Here is a 24,310-nt window from a genome sequence, read left to right as displayed (position 1 = left end):
GCACCCCACTTCGGCGGGGGGCCTGTGAGGGGTGCGGTGAGCGGCATGACCTCCCACATCGCGCTGTCCTTGCCCTTCTTCGAAGCGCGCTTTTTGGGGGCTACGACAGTCCAGCAGCTGCCGGCGGCTCTAGCTGCGCGCAGTGCTTCCGGGCGGCCTCGAGCCCGCCGGCCTGCCACGGTCGGTCGGGGTCGGGGTACCCGGCGGTGAGCAAGGTGCCGTCCTCGCGAGCTTCGCCGACCCCGGACGTCGTTCCGGTCCATTCGAGGCGCGGGCCCTGCCCGTCGAGTGCTACCTGAACCGGCTCGGACTCGGTCACGGTGTAGGAGGTGCCTCGGATCTCGATCTCGAGGGGTTCGCCGGAGAGCATGCTGACCGTGATCTGGTCTTGAGTGACGCGCACCCGGAGGTGTCGCCCCTGGATCTGCAGGGGCGCCTCGAGGCCATCCCAGCCCCGCGGCAGGCGCGGGTCGAAGCGCAGCCTCCCGTGGCTCTGGCGCATCCCGATGAAGCCGAAGACCAGGCAGTTCCAGACCCCGCCGGTTGAGGCGATGTGCAGGCCATCGCTCGTGTTCCGGTGGAGATCAGCCAGATCGACGAGCAAACCAAGGCGGAAGTACTCGAGCGCGAGGTCCGAGTAGCCCACTTCGGCGGCGATGATCGACTGGACCACCGCGGACAGGGTGGAGTCGCCAGTGGTGATCGGGTCGTAGTACTCGAAGTTGGCCCGCTTGTCCTCCGCGGTGAATTCCTCCCCGCGCAGGAAGAGGGCGAGCACCACGTCGGCCTGCTTCAAGACCTGGTAGCGATAGATCACGAGCGGGTGATAGTGCAGGAGAAGGGGGAACTTGTCGGCCGGCGTAGCCGCGACATCCCAGGCCTCGCACTCCAGGAAGTGGTCGTCCTGAGGGTGGATGTTGAAGGTCTCGTCGTAGGGGATGTGGAGATGCTCGGCGCAGGCCTCCCACTCGGTGACCTCACCCTCTTCGAGATGGAGCCGGGCGACCAGTTGGTCATAGCGCTCGGGAGCCTCGCGCTGCATCTCCCGCATCAGGTCAACCGCGCTGCGCAGGTTAAAGCGCGCCATCACATTGGTGAAGAGGTTGTTGTTGACGACCGTCGTGTACTCGTCGGGTCCGGTCACGCCGTGGATATGGAAGGACTCGCCGGAGTTGATCCGCCAAAAGCCCAGGTCGGCCCACATGCGAGCGGTCTCGACGATCACGTCGGCGCCGTCGCGGTAGAGCAGCTCGCGATCGCCGGTGATGTCCGCGTAGGTCATGAAGGCGTAGGCGATATCGGCGTTGATGTGGAACTGCGCGGTCCCGGCTGCGTAGTACGCCGAGGCCTCTTCGCCGTTGATCGTGCGCCATGGGAAGAGCGCGCCGCGGTGCGCGAGATCGCGGGCCCGGCGCCGCGCAGCGTCGAGCAAATTGATGCGATACCGAAGGGCGTTTCGCGCCATCGTCGGGTTCGTGTACGTGAGGAAGGGGATCACGTACACCTCGGTGTCCCAGAAGGCATGGCCCTCGTATCCCGAGCCGGTGACCCCCTTCGCGGCGATCCCGAGTTGGTCGGCGCGGGCCGCGGCCTGGGCCAGTTGGTAAAGGCACCAGCGGGTCGCCTGCTGGATCCGCGGTTGGCCCTCGATGACCACGTCCGTGCGCTCCCAGTAAGCATCGAGCCAGGCGCGCTGGGCCGCGTGGGTTTCATCGATTCCGGCCTCGCGGAAGCGGTCGAGAGTGCGGCGGCACCGGTCGTACAGCTCACGGACGGGCACGCCGCGCGAGCTGTGATAGGCGACCGCCTTGGTGAGGGTAATCGGCACGCCCGCCGAGGCCCGGACCCGGAAGATCTTCTTCCCGAGATCCGGCTCGACGTCCTGCAACTCCTCGACGGGGTTGTCGGTCTCCATGACGTGGTCGGCGCCCACCGCGAGGGTCATCCGTGAGTTCGCGCAGCGGTAGCCGAGGATCATCCGATGGGGACGCACGAAGGGGTCGGGGTCGGGGATCAGCACGCGATGGTCGAAGGTGCTCGCCTTGCGCGGGTCGAAGCCGGCGCCGAGGGCGTCGTCGGGCACGTAGTACTCGTCGCGGCCGTCTTGCCGGTTCAGGATCTGCGAGGAGATGACGACCGGGGCGTCCCCGTCTAAGACGGTGACCTGCATCGTCATCACCGCGAGGTGGCGGTCGGTGAAGGAGACCATGCGAGTCGAGATGACCTCGACCCGCTTGCCGGACGGCGTGCGCCAGAGCACCTTGCGACGCAGCAACCCGGCGCGGAAATCCAACTCGCGCTCGTAGTCCAAGATGTCGGCGGTCGAGAGCGTGAGCGGCTCGTCGTCGACATAAAGCTTCATCAGTTTGGTGTCGGGGGCATTGACGATCGTCTGCCCGGTCTGGGCGAAGCCGTAGGCCGCCTCGGCGTGCTGGATCTGCCAGGTCTCGTGGAAGCCGTTGACGAAGGTGCCATGGACGTGGGCGTCGCGCCCCTCTTCGGGGTTAGCGCGCATCCCGAGGTAACCGTTGCCGACCGCGAAAACCGACTCGCTGGTCCCGAGGTCGGAGTCGTCATAGCGCGTCTCGACGATGCTCCAGTCGCGAAGGGGGAAGCGGTGGGGGTCGATCGGGTCGCCGGGATCGAGCTGCGAGACCATCATGCGAGCTCCCCGAGATCGGCGACGACGATATCCGCGCCCGCGTCGAGCAGGGTCTGCTCGCCTGCGCCGCGGTCCACCCCGATCACGAGCGGGAAGGGGCCAGCCGCTCCGGCTTGCACGCCCGACACGGCGTCTTCGACAACGACCGAGCGCGCCGGGTCGACACCGAGTTGCTCGGCGGCGTGGATGAACGTATCCGGTGCCGGCTTCCCGGGCAGCCCCCCTTCCTCAGCGACGCTGCCGTCGACAACGACGGGGAAGCGGTCCGCGAGCCCGGCCCCCTCCAACACCACCGGCGCATTGCGCGAACTCGACACCACCGCCAGCGGGATCCCTAGTCCCGCAAGGGTGTCGAGCAACGCCACCGACCCGGGATAGGGCGTCACCCCATCGCGGGCGAGGATCTCGCGGACGGCGTCGTTCTTACGGTTGCCGAGCCCACTGATCGTGTGCGCGGATGCTGGGTCGTCCGGACTGCCCTCAGGAAGCTCGATGCCTCGCGAGGCGAGGAAGGCACGAACCCCGTCATAGCGCGGCTTGCCGTCGACATGGGCGAAGTAGTCCGCATCGGTGTACGGCGCCTGACCGTCGTACTCGGCGAGCGCCGCGTTGAACATCTCCGACCAGGCCTGCATGTGCACCTCGGCGGTCGGAGTCAGGACCCCGTCGAGGTCGAAGAGCACCGCATCGAATCGCGTCCATTCCATGGCCGCCATGGTAGGTGGGCCGGAGTGCGTCAGCCGACCCCTCCGGCAGGTCCCGTGGGCCTTTATCGCTTCGTCAGCCAGGAAGACAGACCCAGGGTTAGTCCCCGAAGCGCTGTTTGGCCGCGAACTCCGGCGGTGTTTCGCCCTCGCAGGGACTGGCCCCCTTCGCCGCCTCGCCGCCAGGTAGGAAACTCGGAAGCACGGCCCATGTGCCCTCGTCGTCGCGCCACTGGAGCTGGGCCACGACGTAGGAGTCCTCGCCGCGAGCCGTACCGGGGATCCACGCGCAGCGGATCTGGCTGGAGTCACCGTGTCCTGCCACGACGGGCTCACCGGACGGGGTAAACGCGCGGCTCGCATCGATCACGGCAGCCGCGTCGTCAGGCGACCCGACCAGGATCTGCGTCAGCGCGGCACGGTCGTGATCGCTGAGCGCCTGCTGTAGTGCTACCGCGGTGGACTCGGGCGGGTGATCCTGGGTGCCGCAGCCAGCAAGGAGGGCGACCGAAGCCACGCCAGCTCCAACTATCGGCCGTATGAATAGTGCCATAAGTACCACCTGCTCTTCGGGTTTCGCGCCCGAATCATCCGGTAGGACCGATGGGCGTCATTGATGTCGTGTTGTGCTACGTACATGTTCGACTCGGTTACTTCAATCACAATCGCCGTATGGTCGGCTACGCCATTCCCTCCGAAGTCAATTTGTAAGACATCGCCCGGCGACATTTTTCGATAAGAATTTACGAGCTTCGCGCGCTTGGCTTTCTTGGTAGATTGTCGATGGTTATCTGCTGCTGACCACGACCAAGACCAAGTGTCCGGTAACCATCCGTTCCCCGCGTACCACCAGTGCGAACTGTTCCGATAGAACCGGGTCTTCATCTTCCAGCCCTCGGCCCACAGTTCCTGAGATACGAAGTTGGTGCAATCGTTCGAGTTCCCGTTCTTGTCGTATATGCGGGCATATTTAGGGTTGTAGTCTGCGTTGTAGGTGTGGCTCTTAGCGTAGTTCACGGCGTCTCGCCGGGACCTCTTGCGTGACGTCCGAGCGGTTTCAACATCACCCCCATACTGATCCTTAGTCATATTCGGGCCTCGGAGCGATGGTGTCTCGACCCCGGCACTGCTCGCCGCGTCCGACTTCACAACATCGGCACCGAGGGATCTGGCCGAAGAGGGCGTGGTCGCTTCGTCGAGGGCTCGTTGTGCGCCAACCCCGTTCAGAGACGACACCAGCCACCCGTCGGGAGAGTCTTGTACCGTCATCGCGCGGGTCGAAACTTCGCGGGAGGTCCAATTGCCATCGGGACCGGTGACACGGCTTCGAACATCCAGGTCGATGAGGAACTCCTTTGGGCCCCGCCGCTTGACCACCTGAACGCCGACGGACTTTAGCGAGTAATCCTCCGCGAGGGGATCAGATTTAAGCTCCGACCTGAGGTACCGGCCGAATCTGCGATTCGCGCGGTCGGATCACTTTGGTTGCGAGCGCTTGTATTTCGCCGTCCCTCGGCGAACTGTTGGAGAAGGCCACGGCTGGGCTTGTGAGCGAGAGAACCGAGAGGGCCGCGATGGTTGCGTTGCGGAGCCGCATGGGACAAAACTCCTCCGGTGGGCCCGGCTTCTCCAGGCTTGGACCGTGTGACATCCGTCTCTTGGCTGGTATTGCTGTTGCCGAGTTCGCACCATTCAAGCGGTTGCGGCGTTCTGGCTCGAGAGGACCTGAAGCATCTCAGCCCTTTCTTTACGACGTCTCAGCGCGCGCCGGCATGATTGTGTCCAGCTATCCTGGCGTGACCTCATCGAGCGTCGCCGCGCCGGCGGCGATCCAATCGTGTTGACACCCCCGACAAGGGGTGGCGATCGCCGTAGTACTTACTTGGCCACGAAGAGGCGCCCGCCCTCGGCGCGTGCAATCCCCCGAAGCGGAACTTGCCATCGACATTGCGGTGGCGCACAAGGCCAACTCGGGTTCTACTGCCCTAGGAAGATCCACGCCGGACGAAACAGCAAAACCGCCACCTCGGCCCGCTACGTCGTCGGGCGTGTGGTGCGCGTCGAGAGCCTACGCGAGATGATGCGGTGGACGACGCACAAGACTCCGATCGGAGACGGCGTGTGGCGGTCCGCCCCCGGACCCGGTCGAGCGCAACTCCATTACCAGCGCACCGAGCCAATTGTGGTTTTCGGACTTAAGCCACCCAGTATTCACGTTGGGGGTGTCGCGTCCGTGATCGGCGTGTGCGCCCGGATGGTGGTTGCCTGGCATGTCTCTGCCCGGACGTGCACGCCCTGAGCCTGTCGGTCGGCCTTGGATGGTCCGGGCCTCACAGGCCTGATTCACCACCCGACCGCGGGATGCCACATGGATTCAGCCGGATGAGCGGCGTCAAATGGTCACGCAGCCACAAACCCACCTGCTCGGCGTTGAGTACCGGGTGGCGGCGGCGGATCAGGCCGTGGCAGGCGCTGTTAGCGCAAGACCGCTGAGCGCAGGGTGTCCAGGCCGACGCCGCCGATGTCGAGCGCCCGGCGGTGGAAGGCCTTGAGGTCGAAGTCCGCGCCTTCACGCTCGGCGACCTCGTCACGCAGTTGCATCCAGAGGCGCTCACCGATCTTGTAGCTCGGCGCCTGGCCGGGCCACCCGAGGTAGCGGTCGAGTTCGAAGCGCAAGAAGGCCTCGTCCATGTTGGCGTGCGCCGTGAGGAAGGACCAAGCCTTGTCGTAGTTCCACGGTCCGCCGCCCACTTCGCTTGGAGCATCGAAACCGCAGTGGATGCCGATATCGAGCACGACCCGCGCGGCGCGGATCGACTGGCCGTCAAGTAGCCCCATCCGGTTGCCGGGATCATCCATCAGGCCGAGTTCGGCCATCAGGCGCTCGGCGTAGAGGGCCCAACCCTCACCGTGGCCGCTGGTCCAGGACGCCATCCGGCGCCACTTGTTGAGCAGCTCCCGCCGGTAGACCGTCTGGCCGATCTGCAGGTGATGGCCGGGCACTCCCTCGTGGTAGACGGTTGTGAGCTCACGCCAGGTCCCGAACGCGGTGACCCCCTTCGGCACCGACCACCACATCCGGCCCGGTCGGGAGAAGTCCTCGCTCGGACCGGTGTAGTAGATCCCGCCGGTTTGGGTCGGGGCGATCATGCACTCGATGTGCCGGACCGGTCCCGGGATGTCGAAGTGGGTGTCGGCGAGCAGGTCGATGGCCTCGTCGGCCTTGGCCTGCATCCACACCCGCAGCGCCTCGGTGCCGTGCAGTTGGTACGCCGAGTCGTGATCAAAGGCGTGGATGGCCTCGGCGATCGTGCGACCCGGGTGACCTTGCTGGGCGACCTCGGCCATCTCGGCGGTGATCCGAGCGAGTTCCTCCTGACCCCAGGCGTAGGTCTCCTCCAAGTCGACCGTGCTGCCGAGGAAAGAGCGCGAGAACAACTGGTAGCGCTCCCGGCCCACGGCGTCGGCCTCGGGGGCGCGCTCGAGGAGTTCGGCGAAGTGGGTCGGCAGGTCGCGGTAGGCGCGGGCGGCCGCTTCCACGCCGCGGGTGAGGTCGGCCTGGACGCTCTCGGGGAGCGGCTCATCGCCGACGCGGGCGTTGGCGAGGAAGGTCGCGAAGTAGCCGTCCGGTGCGGTCAGGTCCTCGGCCTGCTGGATGCACGCCCGGATCTGGCGCTGGGCGGCGACATCGCCGCGCTGCGCGGCGGACCGAAGGGAGACGAGCCACGAGTCGAGAGCCCCGGGGACCGCACCCATGCGCTCCGCGACCGTCGCCCACTGATCGGCGGTGTTGGTCGGCATCAGGTCGAAGATCATCTGGATCTCTTGCATGGGGCTCGCGATGACATTGAGTGACATCTCGTCCAGGCCCGCGGCGTGGATCTCCTCGGCGAGACCGAGGCGCTCGGTCATGGCGTCGATGGTGACGCGATCGACCTCATCGGCGGGGTTCGCATCCGCCAGTTTGGCGAGGGTGCGCTGACGCAGCGCGGCCATCGCAGCCAAACCCTCCGGGGAGAAGTCATCGAGCGCCGTTTCATCGCCGGGGACGCCGAGATAGGTGGCCCCCATCGGTGACAGGGCGACCTCTTCGTCGAAGTACGTATTCGCGATCTGGTCGACATCGGTGATCGGCCGGGTGGTGTGCTCGTGGCTCATCGCCCTGACGCTACCGGGGAAGGGGGTCACGCGTCGCGACTTTTCCCGCCCGGTCCGCCACGCCCCAGCTGTCTCACGGTGTGGACGGCCCTGGGGGCGCTGATCCGCGTCATGCCACCATGACGCGCATGACCTGCTATGCCGCCACCGCGGCCGAGATTATCGCCTAGCGCGACGAGCACCCCCTCGTCGCGCAGACCTCCCTACCCGGGGGGTCTTTTGCTTTGTCAGGGCAATCGGTCGACCGAGCACCACCCCCGCTCACGACCGGCGAGATGAGCAAACGGGTGACCATCGGCAGATCAGGGGTCGCCCCCGCAGGCGGCGTCGCCGGCAGGCGCCGTCCGCGGGGGAGACCGCACCACTTCTTCGGCAAGCAGGATCGAGTCCATGCGCGACTTCCACGTTTACGACACCACCCTTCGCGACGGCGCCCAGCAGGAGGGGATCAACCTCTCCGTCACCGACAAGCTCGCGATCGCGCGCCTGCTCGATGACCTCGGCGTGACCCACATCGAAGGGGGATGGCCGGGCGCGAACCCCAACGACACCGAGTTTTTCGCCCGGGCGCGCACCGAGCTCGACCTGCGGGACGCGACCCTCGTCGCCTTCGGTTCGACCCGCAAGGCCGGAGCGCACGCCGCGACCGATCCGCAGGTTAAGGCCCTCCTGGACTCCGGCGCGCCGGTCATCACCCTGGTCGCGAAATCCCATGTGGGACACGTCCAGCGGGCGCTGAAGACCACGCCCGAGGAGAACCTCGAGATGATCCGCGACACCGTGAGTCACCTGGTGGCGCAAGGCCGGGAGGTGATCGTCGACGCGGAACACTTCTTCGACGGCTACCTGCTCGACCGCGAGTACGCGCTTGCCGCGGTGAGGGCCGCGATGGAGGCCGGGGCGGAGCTCGTTGCCCTGTGTGACACCAACGGGGGCATGCTGCCCGGTCAGGTCCACGACGCGGTCGCCGACGTGATCGCCGCGACCGGCGCCCGAGTCGGCATCCACTGCCACAACGACACCGGCTGCGCGGTTGCCAACTCGATGGCCGCCGTCGAGGCCGGAGCGACGCACGTGCAGGGGACGGTCAACGGCTACGGCGAGCGCACGGGTAATGCCGACCTCATCACCGTCGTGGCGAACCTTCAGCTGAAGCGCGGCCACGAGCTGGTCGAGCCCTATCAACTCCAGGAGGCGACCCGCATCGCGCACGCGATCAGCGAGGTCACGAACTTCCCCCCGTACTCTCGCCAGCCCTACGTCGGGTCGGGTGCCTTCGCGCACAAGGCGGGCTTGCACGCCAGTGCGATCAAGGTCGACCCGGACCTGTACCAGCACATCGAGCCCAAGGACGTCGGCAATGACATGCGGATGCTGGTCTCCGATATGGCCGGGCGGGCGAGCATCGAACTGAAGAGCCGTGAGCTCGGCGTCGATCTCGACGGGGACACCGAGACCCTGAGTCGGGTGCTCGCCCGGGTCAAGACCCTCGAGCAGCGCGGCTACACCTTCGACGCCGCCGATGCCTCCTTCGAGATGTTGCTGCGCCGTGAGGTGGGCGAGGGGGCGCCCGACTACGCCCACATCGAATCCTGGCGGGTCATCACCGATGCCCGCGTGGGGGAGGGCGCCGAAGAGGAAGGCGAGGCCCTGTCGGAGGCGACCGTGAAGGTCCACGCCGGTGGCCGCCGCGTCGTCGCGACCGGCGAGGGCAACGGTCCGGTCAACGCTCTTGACCACGCTCTGCGCGAGGCGCTCTCGGTGGTCTATCCCGAGATCGAGCGGCTTGAACTGATCGACTACCGCGTGCGCATCCTCGACGCCGCGCACGGCACGGATGCGACCACCCGAGTGCTCATCGAGACGAGCGATGCCACCTCGTCGTGGACCACGATCGGCGTCGCCCCGAACATCGTCGAGGCGTCCTGGCAGGCCCTGCGCGAGGGCATGACCTACGGGCTGATGCGCGCCGGCGTCCCCGCACGGTAACGCCGCTTACCCCCTTCGTTCCGAAGACGGGAATGCTCGCACGGCGGAAGGGGGATCACGTCGCCTGATGGCCCGTGCCATTTAAAAGGTTCACCCATAGACCATTGACGCGGTGGCCACGCCGGGTGTTGCATGTCACATCACCGTTCGCGGTGGGCCTATGGTCTACCGCCAGATCTTTGGCAGGTGCCATGAGTGACGTCCCCCGCTCCGCTGAGATCGATCACGACGCCGCCCAATTGGAGGCGCTCGGTTACAAACAGGAGCTGCACCGCTCCTTCACCGGATTTAGCAATTTCGCCGTCTCCTTCTCGATCATCTCGATCCTCGCCGGCTGCATCACGAGCTATGGCATCGCGATGAACGCCGGTGGCCCCATTGCCATCTCCCTCGGCTGGCCGCTCGTCGGCCTCTTCGTCGTCTGCGTCGCGCTCGCGATGGCCGAGATCTGCTCGGTGTATCCGACCGCCGGCGGCCTGTACTACTGGGCCGGACGGCTCGCTCGGCGCAACAAGCGGGTCTGGGCGTGGTACGTGGGCTGGTTTAACTTCCTCGGCGAGGTGGCGGTCACCACGGCGGTCGACTTCGGCGCCGCCGTGACCTGGATGGCCCTGCTCGATATGACGACCGGGCTGGCCGCGACACCCACCAGTACCTTCATTTGCTTCGTCATCATCCTGCTGCTGCATGGACTGCTGAACGCCTTCGGCGTCAACCTTGTCCAACTGCTCTCGACCATCTCGGCGTGGTGGCATCTCGTCGGCGTCGCCGTCATCGTGGTGATCCTCGCGGTCGTCCCGAAGCACCACAACGATCTCTCCTGGACCTTCACCCACTTCGAAAACAACACCGGTTGGACGAGCGGGATCTACGTCTTCTTGATGGGTCTGCTGATGGCGCAGTACACCTTCACCGGCTACGACGCGTCCGCGCACGTCGCGGAGGAGACCAAGAACGCGTCGGTCGCGGCGCCGAAGGGGATCGTCAACTCGGTGGTCGTCTCGTTGATCGCGGGCTGGATTCTCCTCGTCTCGGTGACCGCAGCGATCCCCGAGGGCGCGTGGGAAGCGGTGCGAGACACCGAGCTTGGCCTGCCCCCGGCGCAGATCTTCCTCGACTCCGCCGGGTCGACGCTCGGCGCTCTCATGCTCTTCATCTGCGCCGTGGCGCAATTCTTCTGCGGGATGGCCTGCGTGACCTCGAGCTCGCGGATGTCCTTCGCCTTCAGCCGCGATAACGCGCTCCCCGGATCGCGCCTGTGGTCCAAGGTCAACCCGCGCACCGGCACGCCCACCAACTCCATCTGGCTCGTCACGATCGCCTCGATCGTCCTCGCGAGCCCCGCCCTGTGGTCCACCACCGCCTATCTCGCGGTGACCTCGATCGCGGTGATCGGGCTCTACATCGCCTACGTCACGCCGGTCTTCCTCCGCCGGATGAACCCCACCTTCGAGCCGGGCCGGTGGCGCCTTGGCAAGTGGAGTGCTCCGATCGGCTGGATCGCAGTGGCCTGGGTGGCCTTCATCGTCATCCTCTTCATGCTGCCGCCGGCGTCCCCAGTCACCGTGGACACCTTCAACTACGCACCGGTCGCGGTCGCCTTCGTCGTCGTGCTCTCCACGGTCACCTGGTTTGTCGGGGGCCGCAAGCACTTCATGCGCGACGTCCCCGGCGATCACGACACCCTCCCAGCGAAGGAGTTGCTCGGCGGGGATGTCTGAGGCGCACCACACCCCCACGCCCCGGTGGCCGGCTCTGATCCTCCAGCCGGTCACCGGCCACCCCTTCGAGCACACCGTCGAGCAACTGGCGACGGCGATCCGGCTCGGCGCGTTTGCCGACGGGGAACGGCTACCCCCCGAGCGCGACCTCGCCGCGCTGCTCGGCGTCTCCCGAATGACGCTGCGCGATGCCATCGCGGCCTTGCGGGAGGCCGGACTCGTCGAGACGAAGTCGGGGCGCGGCGGCGGCACCACCGTGCGCTACGAGGGTCAGCCCGTCGATCCGGGACTGCGCGGTGAGGTGCGAAGGGGGGCCGCGCTGGAGGACGCGCTCGCCTACCGGCGCGTCGTTGAACCCGGCGCTGCTGGGCTCGCTGCGAGCCGGGCGCTCACCCGCGACCAGCGGGCCTGGCTCGAAGAGTCCCGCCAGGAGGTCGCCGAGACCTCCGACCACGGCGCGTACCGGGTCGCCGATGCTCGCCTCCACCTCGCGATCGCGACCTGCTCGGGCTCGCCGATGCTGATCGAGGCCGTCACCCGCGCACAGGCGGCGACGCACGAGATGCTGAGGGCGATCCCCGTCCTCACTCCCAATATCGCGCACAGCGACGAGCAGCACGCGCAGATCGTCGCCGCCATCTTGACCGGAGACGCCGAGGGCGCACGCCGTGCCATGGAAGAACACTGCGATGCCACCGCGGCGCTGCTGCGAGGCCTGCTCGGATGAGCAAGACCACCGCCCCCTTCGACCCCTTGGAAAGCAGGTTGCCATGAGCGCACCCCCACCCCTCACCGTCGATCAGTTGCGTCGCGAGGTCGACTCCGGAGAGATCGACACGGTCATCGTGGCCTTCACCGATATGCAGGGTCGCTTGCAGGGCAAGCGTGTTCACGCCCCCTTCTTCTTGGAGCACGTGCTCGATGATGGCGTCGAGGGGTGCAACTATCTCCTCGCCGTCGATGTCGAGATGAACACCGTCGGTGGCTATGCGATGTCCTCCTGGGAGCGCGGCTACGGGGACTTCGAGTTCGTCCTCGACCTGGACACCTTGCGCCGCACCCCCGGCGCCCGGAACAGCGCCACCGTCCAATGCGACCTGCACTGGATGGACGGGTCCGGCCCCGTCGGGCCGTCGCCTCGGCAGGTGCTGCGCGGCCAGATTGAGGCCGCTGCCGAGATGGGCTTCGTCGCGCTCGCGGGGACCGAGTTGGAGTTCCAGATCTTCGAGCAAACCTACGAACAGGCTTGGGAGAGTGGCTATCAGGGCCTCACCGGCGCGAATCGCTATAACGTCGACTACTCCATCCTCGGGGGCACTCGGGTCGAGCCGATCCTGCGCGATATCCGCAACGAGATGTACCGGGCGGGGATGACCGTCGAGTCGGCGAAGGGGGAGTGCAACCTTGGTCAGCACGAGATCGGCTTCCTCTTCGACGATGTGCTCCCGACCTGCGATAACCATGTGATCTACAAAAACGGGGCTAAGGAAATCGCTGCGGCCCACGGCAAGTCGCTCACCTTCATGGCGAAGTACGACGAGCGCGAGGGCAACTCCTGCCATATCCACCTCTCGCTGCGCGGAGTTGACGGCACGATCAGTTTCGCCGATGACAGTGGCGAGGGCGGGCGCAGCGCGCTCTTCGAGCACTTCCTCGCCGGGGTGCTCGCGACGGCCCGAGAACTTACGGTTCTCTACGCCCCAAATATCAACTCGTACAAGCGATTTGCCGATGGCTCGTTCGCCCCCACCGCGATCGCCTGGGGCGTCGACAACCGCACCTGCGCGCTTCGCGTCGTCGGTCACGGGGCGGGATTGCGGGTCGAGAATCGCATCCCCGGAGGGGACGTGAATCCCTACCTCGCGACGGCTGCGATGATCGCCGGAGGGCTCCACGGCATCCGCGAAGAACTCGACCTCGAACCCGCCGCCGAAGGCAACGCCTATACGGCGGACTACGAGCACGTCCCGGCGACGCTCGCCGAGGCGCGGGACCTCTTCGCCGCGTCGGCGGTGGCCCGGGCGGCCTTCGGCGACGAGGTCGTCGATCACTATGTCAACGCCGCCACCATCGAGGTCGACGCCTTCAACGCGGCCGTCACCGACTGGGAGCGGATCCGCGGTTTTGAAAGGATGTGACGTGAGCACCACGCTCATCAACCCGGCCACCGAAGAGGCCATCACCACGGTCCCGCAGGCCGATCTGGAGCAGACCGACGCGGCGATCGCGGCGGCGGCCGCAGCCCAGGAGAAGTGGGCCGCCCTCGCCCCCGCGGATCGTGGTCGGTTGCTCCGCCGGTTCGCCGAGGTCGTCGACGGCCACATCGACGACCTCGCCCGGCTCGAGGTCGCCAACGCCGGTCACACGATCGGCAACGCGACCTGGGAAGCCGGCAATGTCCGCGATGTCCTCATGTATTACTCCGCGGCACCGGAACGCCTCTTCGGGCGCCAGATCCCGGTCGCCGGGGGACTGGACGTCACCTTCAAGGAGCCGCTCGGCGTGGTCGGCGTGATCGTGCCGTGGAACTTCCCGATGCCGATCGCCGGATGGGGTTTCGCCCCGGCGCTCGCGGCGGGCAACGCGGTCGTGCTGAAGCCCGCCGAGGTCACCCCGCTCACCGCGATCCGCCTCGGCGAGCTCGCCCTCGAAGCGGGCCTGCCCGAGCATGTCTTCACCGTCATCCCCGGCAAGGGATCGGTCGTCGGCGAGCGCTTCGTCACCCACCCGGGGGTCGGCAAGGTGTGCTTCACCGGATCCACCGCGGTCGGGCAGGGGATCATGCGCGGCGCGGCCGACCAGATCAAGCGGATCACCCTCGAACTCGGCGGCAAGAGCGCCAACATCGTCTTCGCCGATGCCGATATCGAGGCCGCCGCCGCGGCTGCGCCGATGGCCGTGTTCGACAACGCCGGTCAGGACTGCTGCGCGCGCAGCCGCATCCTGGTCGAAGCGAGCGCCTACGACCGGTTCATGAGCGCATTTGAAGAGGCGGTGAAGGGGGTCGTCGTCGCCGACCCGAGCGAGTCCGCCACCCAGATGGGTCCTCTCGTGACGAAGGGGCAGCGAGACTCGGTCCGCTCCTTCGTCGAGGACGCCGACGAAGAGGTCGATGTCGCCTTCCGCGGCTCCGCGCCCGATGGGGCGGGCTGGTGGTATCCGCCGACGGTCGTGATGCCCCGCTCCACCCGTGACCGGGTCTGGCACGAGGAGGTCTTCGGGCCGGTGGTCGCGGTGCTTCCCTTCGCGGATGAAGCCGAGGCGATCGCCATGGCCAATGACACGATCTACGGCCTCTCGGGCTCGATTTACACCCGCGATGTCGGTCGGGCCATCCGCGTCTCGCGGGGCGTCCAGGCCGGCAACCTCTCGGTCAACAGCCACTCGTCGGTGCGCTACTCGACCCCCTTCGGTGGCTTCAAGGCCTCCGGGCTCGGCCGTGAACTCGGTCCGGACGCCCCGGACTCCTTCACCGAGGTGAAGAACGTCTTTATCGCCACCGACTAGCGGCGCTCCCCCCTTCCCCCTCATCGCGAACCATCGAAAGGACATACACACCATGAGCGGACGCCTCGAAGGCAAGGTCGCCGTCGTCACCGGAGGGAGCTCGGGCATCGGGCTCGCGACCGTCAAACGCTTCATCGAAGAGGGCGCGACGGTGGTGATCGGCGACCTCGATGAGGCCCGCGGCACCGAGGTGGCGAACCGGACCGGCGCGACCTTCGTGCGCTGCGATGTGACGAGCAAGGACGATGTCGACGAGCTCTTTGCCACCGCCAAGCGGGTCCACGGGTCGGTGGACATTGCCTTTAACAACGCCGGGATCTCCCCGCCCGAGGACGACTCGATCCTCGACACCGACCTCGAGGCCTGGCGCAAGGTGCAAGAGGTCAACCTGACGAGCGTGTACCTCTGCTGCAAGGCGGCCCTGCCGTACATGCTCGAGCAGGGCAAGGGCTCGATCATCAACACCGCATCCTTCGTCGCGGTGATGGGCGCGGCCACCTCGCAGATCTCCTACTCCGCCTCGAAGGGGGGAGTGCTCTCGATGAGCCGCGAGCTCGGCGTGCAGTTCGCGCGCGAGGGCGTGCGTGTCAACGCGCTCTGCCCCGGACCGGTCAACACCCCGCTGCTGCAGGAACTCTTCGCCAAGGACCCCGAGCGGGCGCAGCGCCGCCTGATCCATGTGCCGGTCGGGCGCTTCGCCGAGCCGGTCGAGATCGCCAACGCGGTCCTCTTCCTCGCGAGCGACGAATCGTCCTTCATCACCGCCAACACCTTCTTGGTCGACGGCGGGATCTCCGGCGCCTACGTCACCCCGCTGTGAGCCTGCCCGTCATCGGGATCAGTTGCTATCTCGAGCCGGCCTCCCGCGGCGATTGGACCGACGTCTCGACGGTGCTGATCCCGCACTCCTACGTCGCCAAGGTGGAGGCGGCCGGCGCGGTAGCGCTGCTGATCCCCCCGCGGCTCGATCCAACACCTCAGGTCATCGCCTCGGTGATCGACCGGCTCGATGGCCTCATCATCGCCGGTGGCGCCGACGTGGAGGCATCGCGGTACGGGGCGGCGCCCCACGCCCGGGACCAGGCGCCGCGCCCGGACCGGGACTCAACCGAACTCGCCCTGGTCGCTGCGGCCGAAGAGTCCGAGCTGCCGGTGCTCGGGATCTGCCGGGGGATGCAAGTGATGGCGGTGGCGTCCGGCGGCACGCTCGTGCAGCACCTGCCCGATCTCGTCGGGCACGAGGAGCACTCGATCGCGCTCGCGACCTACAACGGCCACCCGGTCGACACGGTGCCGGGGAGTCGGGTCTCAGCGATCCTCGGTGACCGCGTCGTCGTCCCGAGTTACCACCACCAGGCGGTGGCGAGCGCTCCGGGGTGGACCCCGTCGGCGTGGGCTCCCGACGGCACGATGGAGGCGATGGAGGTGCCAGAGGCCCCCTTCCGCCTCGCCGTGCAGTGGCACCCGGAGGAAGGGAGCGACCCGCGCCTTTTCGAAGCGCTGGCCGAGGCCGCCCGCGAGTACAGCTCCCGCTAGTCGGACCCCCGGTCGTCCCCGGAAACTCCCGATATCTCGTGGAACTCCACGGGATATCGGGAGTTTCTGGGGAAGAGGGGTCAGCCGCGGGCGGACGCCGGGAGGTGTCCGAAGCGGTGCAGGGTGCGGCTGATCGACTGCTCGCGCAGGAAGGTGAGCAGCTCGCGGCGCCCGTTGATCAGGACCGGCCCGTCGATCACCGTCACCTCGGTGGGGGATAGGCGCGCCAGGGCCGAAGGGGTGGACCCGACGACGCGCACCCGGCCCCCTTCGACCTGCTCGATCACGCTCTCGGCGAAGGCCTCATCGCTTGCCGTCACGACCTGGAGGTGCGCGAGTGAACTGGGCAGCCCGGCATCGGGGTGGGCCGAGACGATCGCCGGTGTGCCGGTGACGGTGGCGGCCGCGACCAGCCGGATGACCTCCGCGAGCGAGGCGTCGGCGCTGGCACGGATCACGACGCGGGGGAGTGGCCGGTAGCGGAAGGTGTTGCTCTCGACGGTGAGGCCGGTCTTGTCGTGCTCGGCGCCGAACTCCTGCTCGACGGAGAGGGCGTCACTGCCGAGCGCGGCGTCGAGCAGCGCCCGATCGTCGTCGCTCAATCGGTCGGCGTGGGCGGCGACCAACCCATCGACCACGCGGCGGACCGCAGAGGACACCGGAGCCAGTCGGGTCGGCAGGCCGTCATTGGCCCACGTCCCGAGCTGAGCCACATAGTTCGGGCCGCCCGCCTTCGCGCCCGGACCCACGCTGCTGGACTTCCAGCCCCCGAAGGACTGACGCTCCACGATCGCGCCGGTGATGTGTCGGTTGACGTACGCATTGCCGACCTGGACCTCTTCGGACCAGTGGTCGACCTCGGCGGGATCGAGGCTGTGGATGCCCCCGGTGAGGCCGTACTCGGTGGCGTTTTGCCATTCGATGGCCTGATCGAGGGACTCCGCACGCATCAGACCCAGGACGGGACCGAAGACCTCGGTGAGGTGGAAGAAGGAGCCGGGCTTGACCCCGTCCTTCAGGCCAGGGGACCACAGCCGGCCGGTGTCGTCGAGCTGCTTGGGCTCGACGAGCCAGGTCTCGCCGGGTTCAAGGGTCGTTAGCGCCCGCTCCAGCTTGCCGGTCGGGGCCTCGATGACCGGACCCATGCGCGTTCCGAGGTCAGCGGGGTAGCCGACGTGGATCGAGGAGACGGCATCGATCAACTGGCGACGGAAGCGCTCGGAGTCGCCGACGGAGCCGACGAGGATCCCGAGGGATGCGGCCGAACACTTCTGCCCGGCGTGCCCGAAGGCGGACTGGACGAGGTCCGCGACCGCGAGGTCGAGGTCGGCGGACGGGGTGACCACGAGCGCGTTTTTGCCCGAGGTCTCGCCATAAACCCGAGGTCCGCCGTCGCGCCCGGCGCGCCACCCGGCGAAGAGCTCGGCCGTCTCCGAGGCCCCAGTGAGCACGACCGTCGCGATATCGGGGTGCGCGATGAGGTGCTGACCGACCTCGTTTTCGTCCACCCGGACGACCTGGAAGACATCGGTTGGCACGCCCGCCGCGTAGAGCGCCTTGGCGGCCTCCTCGACGCACCCTGGGGTCTGCGGCGCGGGCTTGATGATCACCCCTGACCCCGCGGCCAGCGCCGCGAGGACGCCACCAATCGGGATCGCGACGGGGAAGTTCCACGGTGGCGTGATGAGCGTGACCGGGCTCGGTGTGAAGGACGCACCGTCGGCCATCGGGCCGTCCACGAGGTCCTCGGCGCGGTCGGCGTAGTACGCGGCGAAGTCGGCGGCCTCGGAGATCTCGGGGTCGGCCTCAGCCGGCGTCTTCCCGGCCTCGGCGGCCATCACCGCGAGAAGGGGTTCGCGGCGGGCGTCGATTTCACGGGCGGCCTGACGCAGGATCGCGGCGCGCTCGGAGGCCGGGCGAGCAGCCCACCCCCTTCCAGACTCCGAAGCCGTGGCAACGACGGCGTCGACCTCATCGATCGACGTGAGGTGCGGCGAGTCCAGGACTGGTGGGCCCGCGGTCACGGTGCGCGCGGCCCAGGCGCGGTTTTCGGGCAGAGCTGGGTCGCGATCCGGCACGCCGGAGAAGGTGTCCCCGATCGTTGCGTCGTGGGCTCGGCGCCGGGAACCGACGAAGGTCGTCGGGATATCGCGGATGCTCTGGCGGTAGCGGCGCTCCTGGTCCGGCATCGCGGAGGAGTCGCCCTCGGCGAAGAAGGCGTGGAGGAAGTTCTGCTTCGACGCGTTCTCCTCCAGGCGGCGCACGAGATAGGAAACCGCAGCATCGAAGTCCTTGGGGTCGACGACCGGCGTGTAGAGGATCACCGTGCCGACGGTGTCGCGCACCGCCCGAGCCTGACTGGGGGACATGCCTTGCAGCATCTCGATGTCGAGGGCTGGGCTCACCCCTCGGCGCTCGGCGAGAAGGTGGGCGGTCGCCACGTCGTAGAGGTTGTGGCTGGCCACGCCCGTCCGCACCCCCGCGTCGACGGCGTCGGGGCGCAGGGCCCGCTCGACGCAGCGCAGGTAGTTGGCGTCGACCTCCTCCTTGCTCCCGTACGGAGCGGCGTGCCAGTGGTGGAGTTCGGCCTCGACGTGCTCCATGGCGAGGTTCGCGCCCTTCACCAACCGGATCTTGATGCCCGCGCCGCCGGCGGCCACGCGGCGGCGGGAGAACTCGATGAGCCGCTCCATGGCAGGCAACGCATCGGGCAGGTACGCCTGGAGCACGATCCCCGCCTCGAGGCTCGTGAACTCGGGCTCGGTCAAGAGCGTCTCGAAGACCTCGAGGGTCATCTCCAGGTCGCGATACTCCTCCATGTCGAGGTTGACGAACTTGTGCGGATTCGATTGCACGGCAACGCGATAGAGGGGGCGCAGTCGCTCGACCGCGCGCTTGACGGTGCCCTCGGTGTCCCACGTGACGATCTGACTGACGAGGGAGGAGACCTTGATCGAGACGTAGTCGACATCGTCGCGGGCGAGGAGTTGGCGGGTCCGCTCGGTGCGGGTGGCGGCCTCCTCTTCGCCGAGGACGGCTTCGCCGAGGAGGTTGATGTTGAGTCGGAAACCGTCGGCCTTTGCGCTCGCGAGGTGCTTGCCGAGCGCGGGATCGCGCGAGTCGACGATCAGGTGTCCGATCATCTGGCGCATGCGAGCGCGGGCGATCGGGACCACCACCTTCGGTGCGACGCGGGCCGCGAGCGCACCCACCCGGAGCATGCCCTTATCGATCGGGCCGAGGAAGGCCGCATCGGAGGCCGTGAGGCTCGCGAGTTCCTTCGCGGCGACGCGGTCGTCCTCGGGTCGGACCACTTTGTCGACGAAACGGACCGCAAGGTCGAGCCCGGCCGGATTGGACAGAAGGGAGGCGAGCTGGCCGGTCGTCGCGGCCTCCTTCTTGGTCTGTCCGGCTTCGGTCGCTGCTGCCCACCGGTCCGCGAGAGCCACGGCCTCGTCGGCGAGGGGCAGCAGTGCGGCAACGGCGTCGTCACCGGTCGGGTCAATCGCCGAGTGGGTCGCGGGGGCAGAGGTCTCCATGCCTCACCACGGTAGGACCGGCGAAGGGGGGAGACTATGGACAGATGCTCGGAGTTAGCCGCCTCATAGTCCGACATTTGTATGATCGCGGCACCGGGGAACCGCGGGCAAAGGGGCAGCGATGAGTGATTTGCAGGACGTCGTCGACGAGGTCTCGCTCCGGCTCGGCGCCCGAGTCACCCTGGAGGACAGGGCGTTTCGTCTGGTGGCCTTCGCCGCTCAGGTCGACCAGGCCGATGCCGTAAGGCTCGAGACGATCCTGCGGCGGGGGGTATCGGCGCAGACCCGCGCCTGGTTCGAAAGTTTCGGGATCGCCCGGGCCCGCCATCCGGTCCGAGTGCCCGGGGACCCGGAGCGGGCGCTTAGCCCTCGCGTCTGCATCCCCGCGCGCTCGCGCGGTGTCGTTCAGGGATACCTCTGGGCCATCGAAGCCGGCGAACCCATCGCCGATGAGGCGCTCGCCGACGTCATGCCGCTCGCGGCTCAGGCGGGAGACCTCCTCGCACGCCACCAGGCCCGGCGGCGCGAGACCGCCCGATTGGTCCACGAGTTGCTCCAAGCGCCTCTCGGAGCGGCCGAGGTCGCGGCCGCCGTCCTCGCCCGAGCCTCAGGTCTTCCGGGGAGGGTCCTCGTCGCCGTCATCGGTCGGTCGGCCGGCGAGCCGGGTGCCCTCGTGAGCCAGGCCGGACTGGAGTCAAGTGGTCTCGCCCCACGGCCCGGCGTCCTCGCCGACGACGACCATGGGGTGCTCGTCGTGCTGCCCTGCGAGGACGGTGCCGAAGGTCGGGTCCATCAGGCGATGGCGAACCTCGTCGCCGAGTTGGAGGAGCAGGTCCGGTCGAGAGAAGGGGGGTCGCGTCGCGCCGGAGTCATTGCGGGGGTAGGGGACCCGGTCGCCCTGGCCGACCTGCGACGGTCGTGGGTCCAGGCACGTCAGGCCCTCGGGACGGTCGCGCTCCTGCCTGGCCATGATCGCCTGGGGGTGTGGTCAGAGCTGGGCGTCATGCGCGTCCTTGGCGGGTCAGCTGGCCACGAGGTCGTCGACGCAGTGAGGACGCCAGCGGTGGCTGCTCTCCTCGCCCATGAAGAACTGGCCCACACCGCGCTCGCGTATCTCGACGCCGGGGGCAGCGTCGCCCGCACCGCGGAGATCCTCGGTTTGCACCGGCAGAGCCTGTACTACCGGCTGGGCCGGATCGAGGCAGTCACCGGCCTCGATCTGCGCGATGGTCGCGCCCGCCTCGAACTCCACCTCGGCCTGGTCACGCTCTCTGCCGTGAACCAGGTGATGCAGAGCCGGCGCCGGTGATGGTGGTGATCGTCTCCAAGAGACGGCGCCGCACGGCATTGGACTCCTCGGCGAAGGCCCGCTGACGGCGCAGGTACTCGGCCTTGCCGCCTGGGGTCTCGATCGGGATCGCGTCCAGCCCGAACTCCCTCACGTCGTACGGCGAGGCCTGCATATCGAGCTCGCGGATCCGCAGCGCCAACTCAAAGGCATCCGCGGTGAGCTCCGACGGGATCGCTGGGGCGAGTTTGAAGCACCATTTGTAGGCGTCCATCCCCGCATGGAGGCAGCCGGGTTGCTCGTGTTCGGCCTGACTCTCTCGCGTCGGGCGAAGGGCGTTGAGCGGCGCCGCGGGCTCGGTGAAGAAGCGATACGCGTCGAAGTGGGAGCAGGCGATGCGGTGGCTTCTCACCACCTCGTCGGTGTCGGCTTGGCTGAGCCGGAGGGGCAGTTGTTCGTGTCGCTGCTCGCCGGGCGCGAGGCGGTAGACCATCGCCCATTCGTGGAGCCCGAAGCAGCCGAGGTGCGCTGGTCGAGCGAGCGTCGCGCGCAGCAGCCGGGAGACAAAGTCGAGCGTGCGCCCCCTTCGCTCGACGAACCGGTCGAGATCGAGTCGCTGCACGTCGCGGTCGACGGTGTACCCAGACCACCGTTCGCGCGGATCTCCGGTGACCCCCTCCAGGGCGATGCCGGGACCCGGGTGCCAGCGGCGCAACTTCGACGGTGGGTGGTTGTAGTACTCGAAGAGGAAGTCCTGCACCGGGTGCCGCTCACCCGTCCCGCGTCGGGCCCGATGCCCGGCGGTCAGCGCGTCGATCCGGTCGGCGTGGGTGGCCGCGCGAGCCTGCCACACCTCACGAGGCAGGATGGTCGCATGCACGGGAGCAGGGTAATCGGATCCATCGCGGCGGCCGCAGTGCTGCTCGTCGCTGGCTGTTCGGGAGCGTCAAACACAGCGACCGAAGGGACCTCGACCCCTTCGCCTCCGCCTTCCAGCACTTCGTCGTCGACGTCCGCCGACCCGGCAGCACCGCTCTATCTCGCGCTCGGTGACTCGCTCGCCGCGGGCTATCAGCCCCGCCGAGGAGACGACGTCGAGACGTCGTACCCGGCGCGGGTGCGGACCGGCCTCGCCGAGAGCGTCCCGACGCTTCAGATGGTGAACCTTGCCTGCTCGGGCGAACGCGTCGGGCAGATGTTGGACGGCGGTCAGTGTCGCTATCCCGAGGGCAATCAGGTCGCCGCCGCCGAAAAGGTCCTCGCGGAGCGGAGCGGTCCGGTGGATCTCATCACCCTCGATATCGGCGGCAACGATCTGCTGCGCTGCGCCTGGCCGAAGATTGATCAGGAGTGTGCTCGCCGCGGTGCCGAAGCGGTCGACGAGCGGCTCCCCGAGATCCTGCGTCGGCTTCGACAAGCAGCGGACAGCGACACCGAGCTCGTCGTCCTCACCTACTACAACCCCTTCCTCGCGCTCGACGATGACGGCGAGCCGACGGCGCTCGCCACCGCGACCACCCCGATGATCGACCGCTTAAACGCGGCGATCCGGGACGCCGCGAGCGCCGAAGGTTGGCGCGTGGTCCGGATGGAGTCGGTCATCCCCGACGCGAAGGCAGTGTGCGCCTCCACCTGGCGGTGCGCGGTCGGCGACATCCACTTGACCGATGACGGCGCGAAGAAGGTGGGCGACGAGATCCTCGCGCAGCTGGCGGCCGACTCGTCTCGGTAGGGTGTCGGCGTGCGTATTGCGAGGTACACGACAGGTGAGGAACCGGTCTACGGGCTGGTCGATGGAGCAGGCGAGAAGATCGCGGAGGTCACCGGGGACCCGCTGTACCAACGCATCGAGCTGACGGGGAAGACGACCACGGTCGATGAGGTGCGGCTGCTCGCTCCCGTGATCCCGCGCAGCAAGGTGATCGGCATCGGGCGCAACTACGCCGACCATGCGGCCGAGATGGGCAATGAGGTCCCCGATGAGCCGCTGATGTTCCTCATCCCCAACACCGCCGTCGTGGGCCCGGGCGATCCGGTCATCATCCCGCCGATCACCTCTGAGGTGTCCTACGAAGGGGAGCTCGCCGTCATCATCGGGCGGATCTGTAAGGACATTGAGCCCGAAGAGGCCAAGAAGGTGATCTTCGGCTACACGATCGCGAACGACGTCACGGCCCGCGACCTGCAACGCGGCGACGGCCAGTGGGCGCGGGCCAAGGGCATCGACACCTTCTGCCCGCTGGGCCCCTGGATCGAAACCGACCTAGACCCCGCCGACGTTGCGATCGTCACCCGGCGCGATGGTGAGGTCGTCCAGGACGGGCACTCCTCCGACATGGTGCACGGGGTCGCGGCGTTGATCTCCTACGCGTCCAAGGCCTTCACCTTGCTCCCGGGCGACGTGATCCTGACCGGCACCCCCGCCGGGGTCGGCCCGGTCGAGGCCGGGCAGCGGGTCGAGATCGACATCGACGCGATCGGCACGCTGAGCAACCCCTTCGTCGCCGCGGAGTAGACGAGCGTTACGGGGTGATCTCGTCGCGGGAGCCGAGCACCGCCACGAGGAAGTCGCTGCTCGGCGTGAAGGGACGCAAATCCCAGGTCGAGAGGAGCAACTCTTCGCGCAGCCCGGCGTCCGAGGCGTCGGCGCGGAAGCGCTCGAAGGGGTAGTCACGCCCCGCGCCAAACCCGATCACCACGCGCCCTCCGGGAGCGAGGTGCGCAGCGAAGCGGCGCAGCACCTCCCCGCGGGTGCTCGGCGCGAGGAAGGTCATCACATTCCCCGCGCACACGATTGCATCGAAGGGAGCATCGATGCCGAGGGCCGGGAGATCCAGGTCGGCGAGATCACCTGCGAGCCACGTCGCCCCGGGGTGGTCCGCTTGTGCAGCCTCGATGAGCGCCGGGTCGTAATCGACCCCGACCACCTGGTGTCCGGCGTGGTGCAGGTACCCGCCGAGCCGGCCCGGCCCGCTGCCGGCGTCGAGCACGCGCGAGCCGCGCGGGAGCATCGCATCGATCAGCCGGGCCTCCCCGACGATGTCCTTGCCGGCGCGCTCCATCGCGCGGAAGCGCTCGATGTACCAGGCGGAGTGGCCGGGGTTGGCGCGCAGCTTCAACTCCCAGGCATTGGGCTCACGGGCGGTCTCGCTCACGAGAGCCAGGCTAACCGGGCGGCTCGCGGAGCCCCCTTCGGCGGCTAGCAT

The 24,310-nt window shown here is 67.8% G+C and carries 18 protein-coding genes; 10 read left to right on the top strand and 8 right to left on the bottom strand.

Annotated features, from left to right (window positions below; genetic code table 11):
* Nucleotides 1-100: 100 nt before the first annotated feature.
* The 5 genes from AB8K43_RS08695 to AB8K43_RS08675 all read right to left on the bottom strand — a co-directional run bounded on the left by AB8K43_RS08695 (nt 101) and on the right by AB8K43_RS08675 (nt 7,524).
* Nucleotides 101-2,659 (bottom strand): glycoside hydrolase family 65 protein, encoded by a 2,559-nt coding sequence (locus AB8K43_RS08695; RefSeq protein WP_370893953.1) that lies wholly within the window; start codon nt 2,657-2,659, stop codon nt 101-103.
* A complete protein-coding gene (locus AB8K43_RS08690; RefSeq protein WP_370893455.1) occupies nt 2,659-3,369 on the bottom strand; it encodes an HAD family hydrolase in 711 nt (236 codons plus the stop codon). The genes AB8K43_RS08695 and AB8K43_RS08690 overlap by 1 nt, the downstream gene beginning before the upstream one ends.
* A gap of 97 nt (nt 3,370-3,466) precedes the next feature.
* Nucleotides 3,467-3,883 carry a hypothetical protein gene (locus AB8K43_RS08685; RefSeq protein WP_370893453.1) on the bottom strand — a complete coding sequence of 139 codons (417 nt, stop codon included), beginning with the start codon at nt 3,881-3,883 and terminating at the stop codon, nt 3,467-3,469.
* 11 nt (nt 3,884-3,894) lie between these two features.
* Nucleotides 3,895-4,455, bottom strand: a complete 561-nt coding sequence (locus AB8K43_RS08680; protein WP_370893951.1) for an amidase domain-containing protein — start codon at nt 4,453-4,455, stop codon at nt 3,895-3,897.
* A gap of 1,386 nt (nt 4,456-5,841) precedes the next feature.
* Nucleotides 5,842-7,524 (bottom strand): DUF885 domain-containing protein, encoded by a 1,683-nt coding sequence (locus tag AB8K43_RS08675; RefSeq protein WP_370893451.1) that lies wholly within the window; start codon nt 7,522-7,524, stop codon nt 5,842-5,844.
* A 390-nt stretch (nt 7,525-7,914) separates the two neighbouring features.
* Between AB8K43_RS08675 and cimA the strand changes: the two genes are divergently transcribed.
* From cimA to AB8K43_RS08640, 7 genes are all read left to right on the top strand, one after another.
* Nucleotides 7,915-9,513 carry a citramalate synthase gene (gene cimA / locus AB8K43_RS08670; RefSeq protein WP_370893449.1) on the top strand — a complete coding sequence of 533 codons (1,599 nt, stop codon included), beginning with the start codon at nt 7,915-7,917 and terminating at the stop codon, nt 9,511-9,513.
* Nucleotides 9,514-9,704: 191 nt separating this feature from the next.
* A complete protein-coding gene (locus AB8K43_RS08665) occupies nt 9,705-11,234 on the top strand; it encodes an amino acid permease (RefSeq protein WP_370893447.1) in 1,530 nt (509 codons plus the stop codon).
* Entirely contained in the window at nt 11,227-11,961 is a 735-nt protein-coding gene (locus AB8K43_RS08660; protein ID WP_370893445.1) for a FadR/GntR family transcriptional regulator, read from the top strand. The genes AB8K43_RS08665 and AB8K43_RS08660 overlap by 8 nt, the downstream gene beginning before the upstream one ends.
* A gap of 43 nt (nt 11,962-12,004) precedes the next feature.
* A complete protein-coding gene (locus tag AB8K43_RS08655) occupies nt 12,005-13,372 on the top strand; it encodes a glutamine synthetase family protein (protein ID WP_370893443.1) in 1,368 nt (455 codons plus the stop codon).
* A gap of 1 nt (nt 13,373) precedes the next feature.
* Nucleotides 13,374-14,741: an aldehyde dehydrogenase gene (locus AB8K43_RS08650; RefSeq protein ID WP_370893441.1), complete on the top strand. Its 1,368-nt coding sequence runs from the start codon at nt 13,374-13,376 to the stop codon at nt 14,739-14,741.
* A 52-nt stretch (nt 14,742-14,793) separates the two neighbouring features.
* Nucleotides 14,794-15,561 carry a 3-oxoacyl-ACP reductase gene (locus tag AB8K43_RS08645; protein WP_370893440.1) on the top strand — a complete coding sequence of 256 codons (768 nt, stop codon included), beginning with the start codon at nt 14,794-14,796 and terminating at the stop codon, nt 15,559-15,561.
* On the top strand, nt 15,558-16,277 hold the full coding sequence (locus tag AB8K43_RS08640) for a gamma-glutamyl-gamma-aminobutyrate hydrolase family protein (protein ID WP_370893438.1): 720 nt from the start codon (nt 15,558-15,560) through the stop codon (nt 16,275-16,277). Before AB8K43_RS08645 ends, AB8K43_RS08640 begins: the two co-directional genes overlap by 4 nt.
* Nucleotides 16,278-16,357: 80 nt before the next feature.
* Here AB8K43_RS08640 and AB8K43_RS08635 read toward each other — a convergent pair whose 3' ends face one another.
* Nucleotides 16,358-19,816, bottom strand: a complete 3,459-nt coding sequence (locus AB8K43_RS08635) for a proline dehydrogenase family protein (protein WP_370893436.1) — start codon at nt 19,814-19,816, stop codon at nt 16,358-16,360.
* Between the two features lie 121 nt (nt 19,817-19,937).
* Here AB8K43_RS08635 and AB8K43_RS08630 point away from each other — a divergent pair, with 121 nt between their 5' ends.
* Entirely contained in the window at nt 19,938-21,125 is a 1,188-nt protein-coding gene (locus AB8K43_RS08630; RefSeq protein ID WP_370893434.1) for a PucR family transcriptional regulator, read from the top strand.
* Here the strand turns inward: AB8K43_RS08630 and AB8K43_RS08625 are convergent.
* On the bottom strand, nt 21,079-21,984 hold the full coding sequence (locus AB8K43_RS08625; protein ID WP_370893432.1) for a 3-methyladenine DNA glycosylase: 906 nt from the start codon (nt 21,982-21,984) through the stop codon (nt 21,079-21,081). The genes AB8K43_RS08630 and AB8K43_RS08625 overlap by 47 nt on opposite strands.
* On the opposite strand from AB8K43_RS08625, the gene AB8K43_RS08620 reads away from it, so the two are divergent.
* Entirely contained in the window at nt 21,979-22,836 is an 858-nt protein-coding gene (locus AB8K43_RS08620; protein ID WP_370893430.1) for an SGNH/GDSL hydrolase family protein, read from the top strand. The two genes, AB8K43_RS08625 and AB8K43_RS08620, sit on opposite strands and share 6 nt — an antisense overlap.
* Before the next feature lie 9 nt (nt 22,837-22,845).
* Nucleotides 22,846-23,619 (top strand): fumarylacetoacetate hydrolase family protein, encoded by a 774-nt coding sequence (locus AB8K43_RS08615; protein ID WP_370893428.1) that lies wholly within the window; start codon nt 22,846-22,848, stop codon nt 23,617-23,619.
* A 7-nt stretch (nt 23,620-23,626) separates the two neighbouring features.
* Here AB8K43_RS08615 and AB8K43_RS08610 read toward each other — a convergent pair whose 3' ends face one another.
* A complete protein-coding gene (locus AB8K43_RS08610) occupies nt 23,627-24,259 on the bottom strand; it encodes a class I SAM-dependent methyltransferase (RefSeq protein WP_370893426.1) in 633 nt (210 codons plus the stop codon).
* Nucleotides 24,260-24,310 lie beyond the last annotated feature (51 nt).

It is taken from the genome of Janibacter sp. GXQ6167 (assembly GCF_041365945.1).
Taxonomy (GTDB): Bacteria; Actinomycetota; Actinomycetes; order Actinomycetales; family Dermatophilaceae; genus JBGFSK01.
Note: the sequence above shows the minus strand (reverse complement) of the source record. Positions and strands in the feature narration are given on the sequence as shown.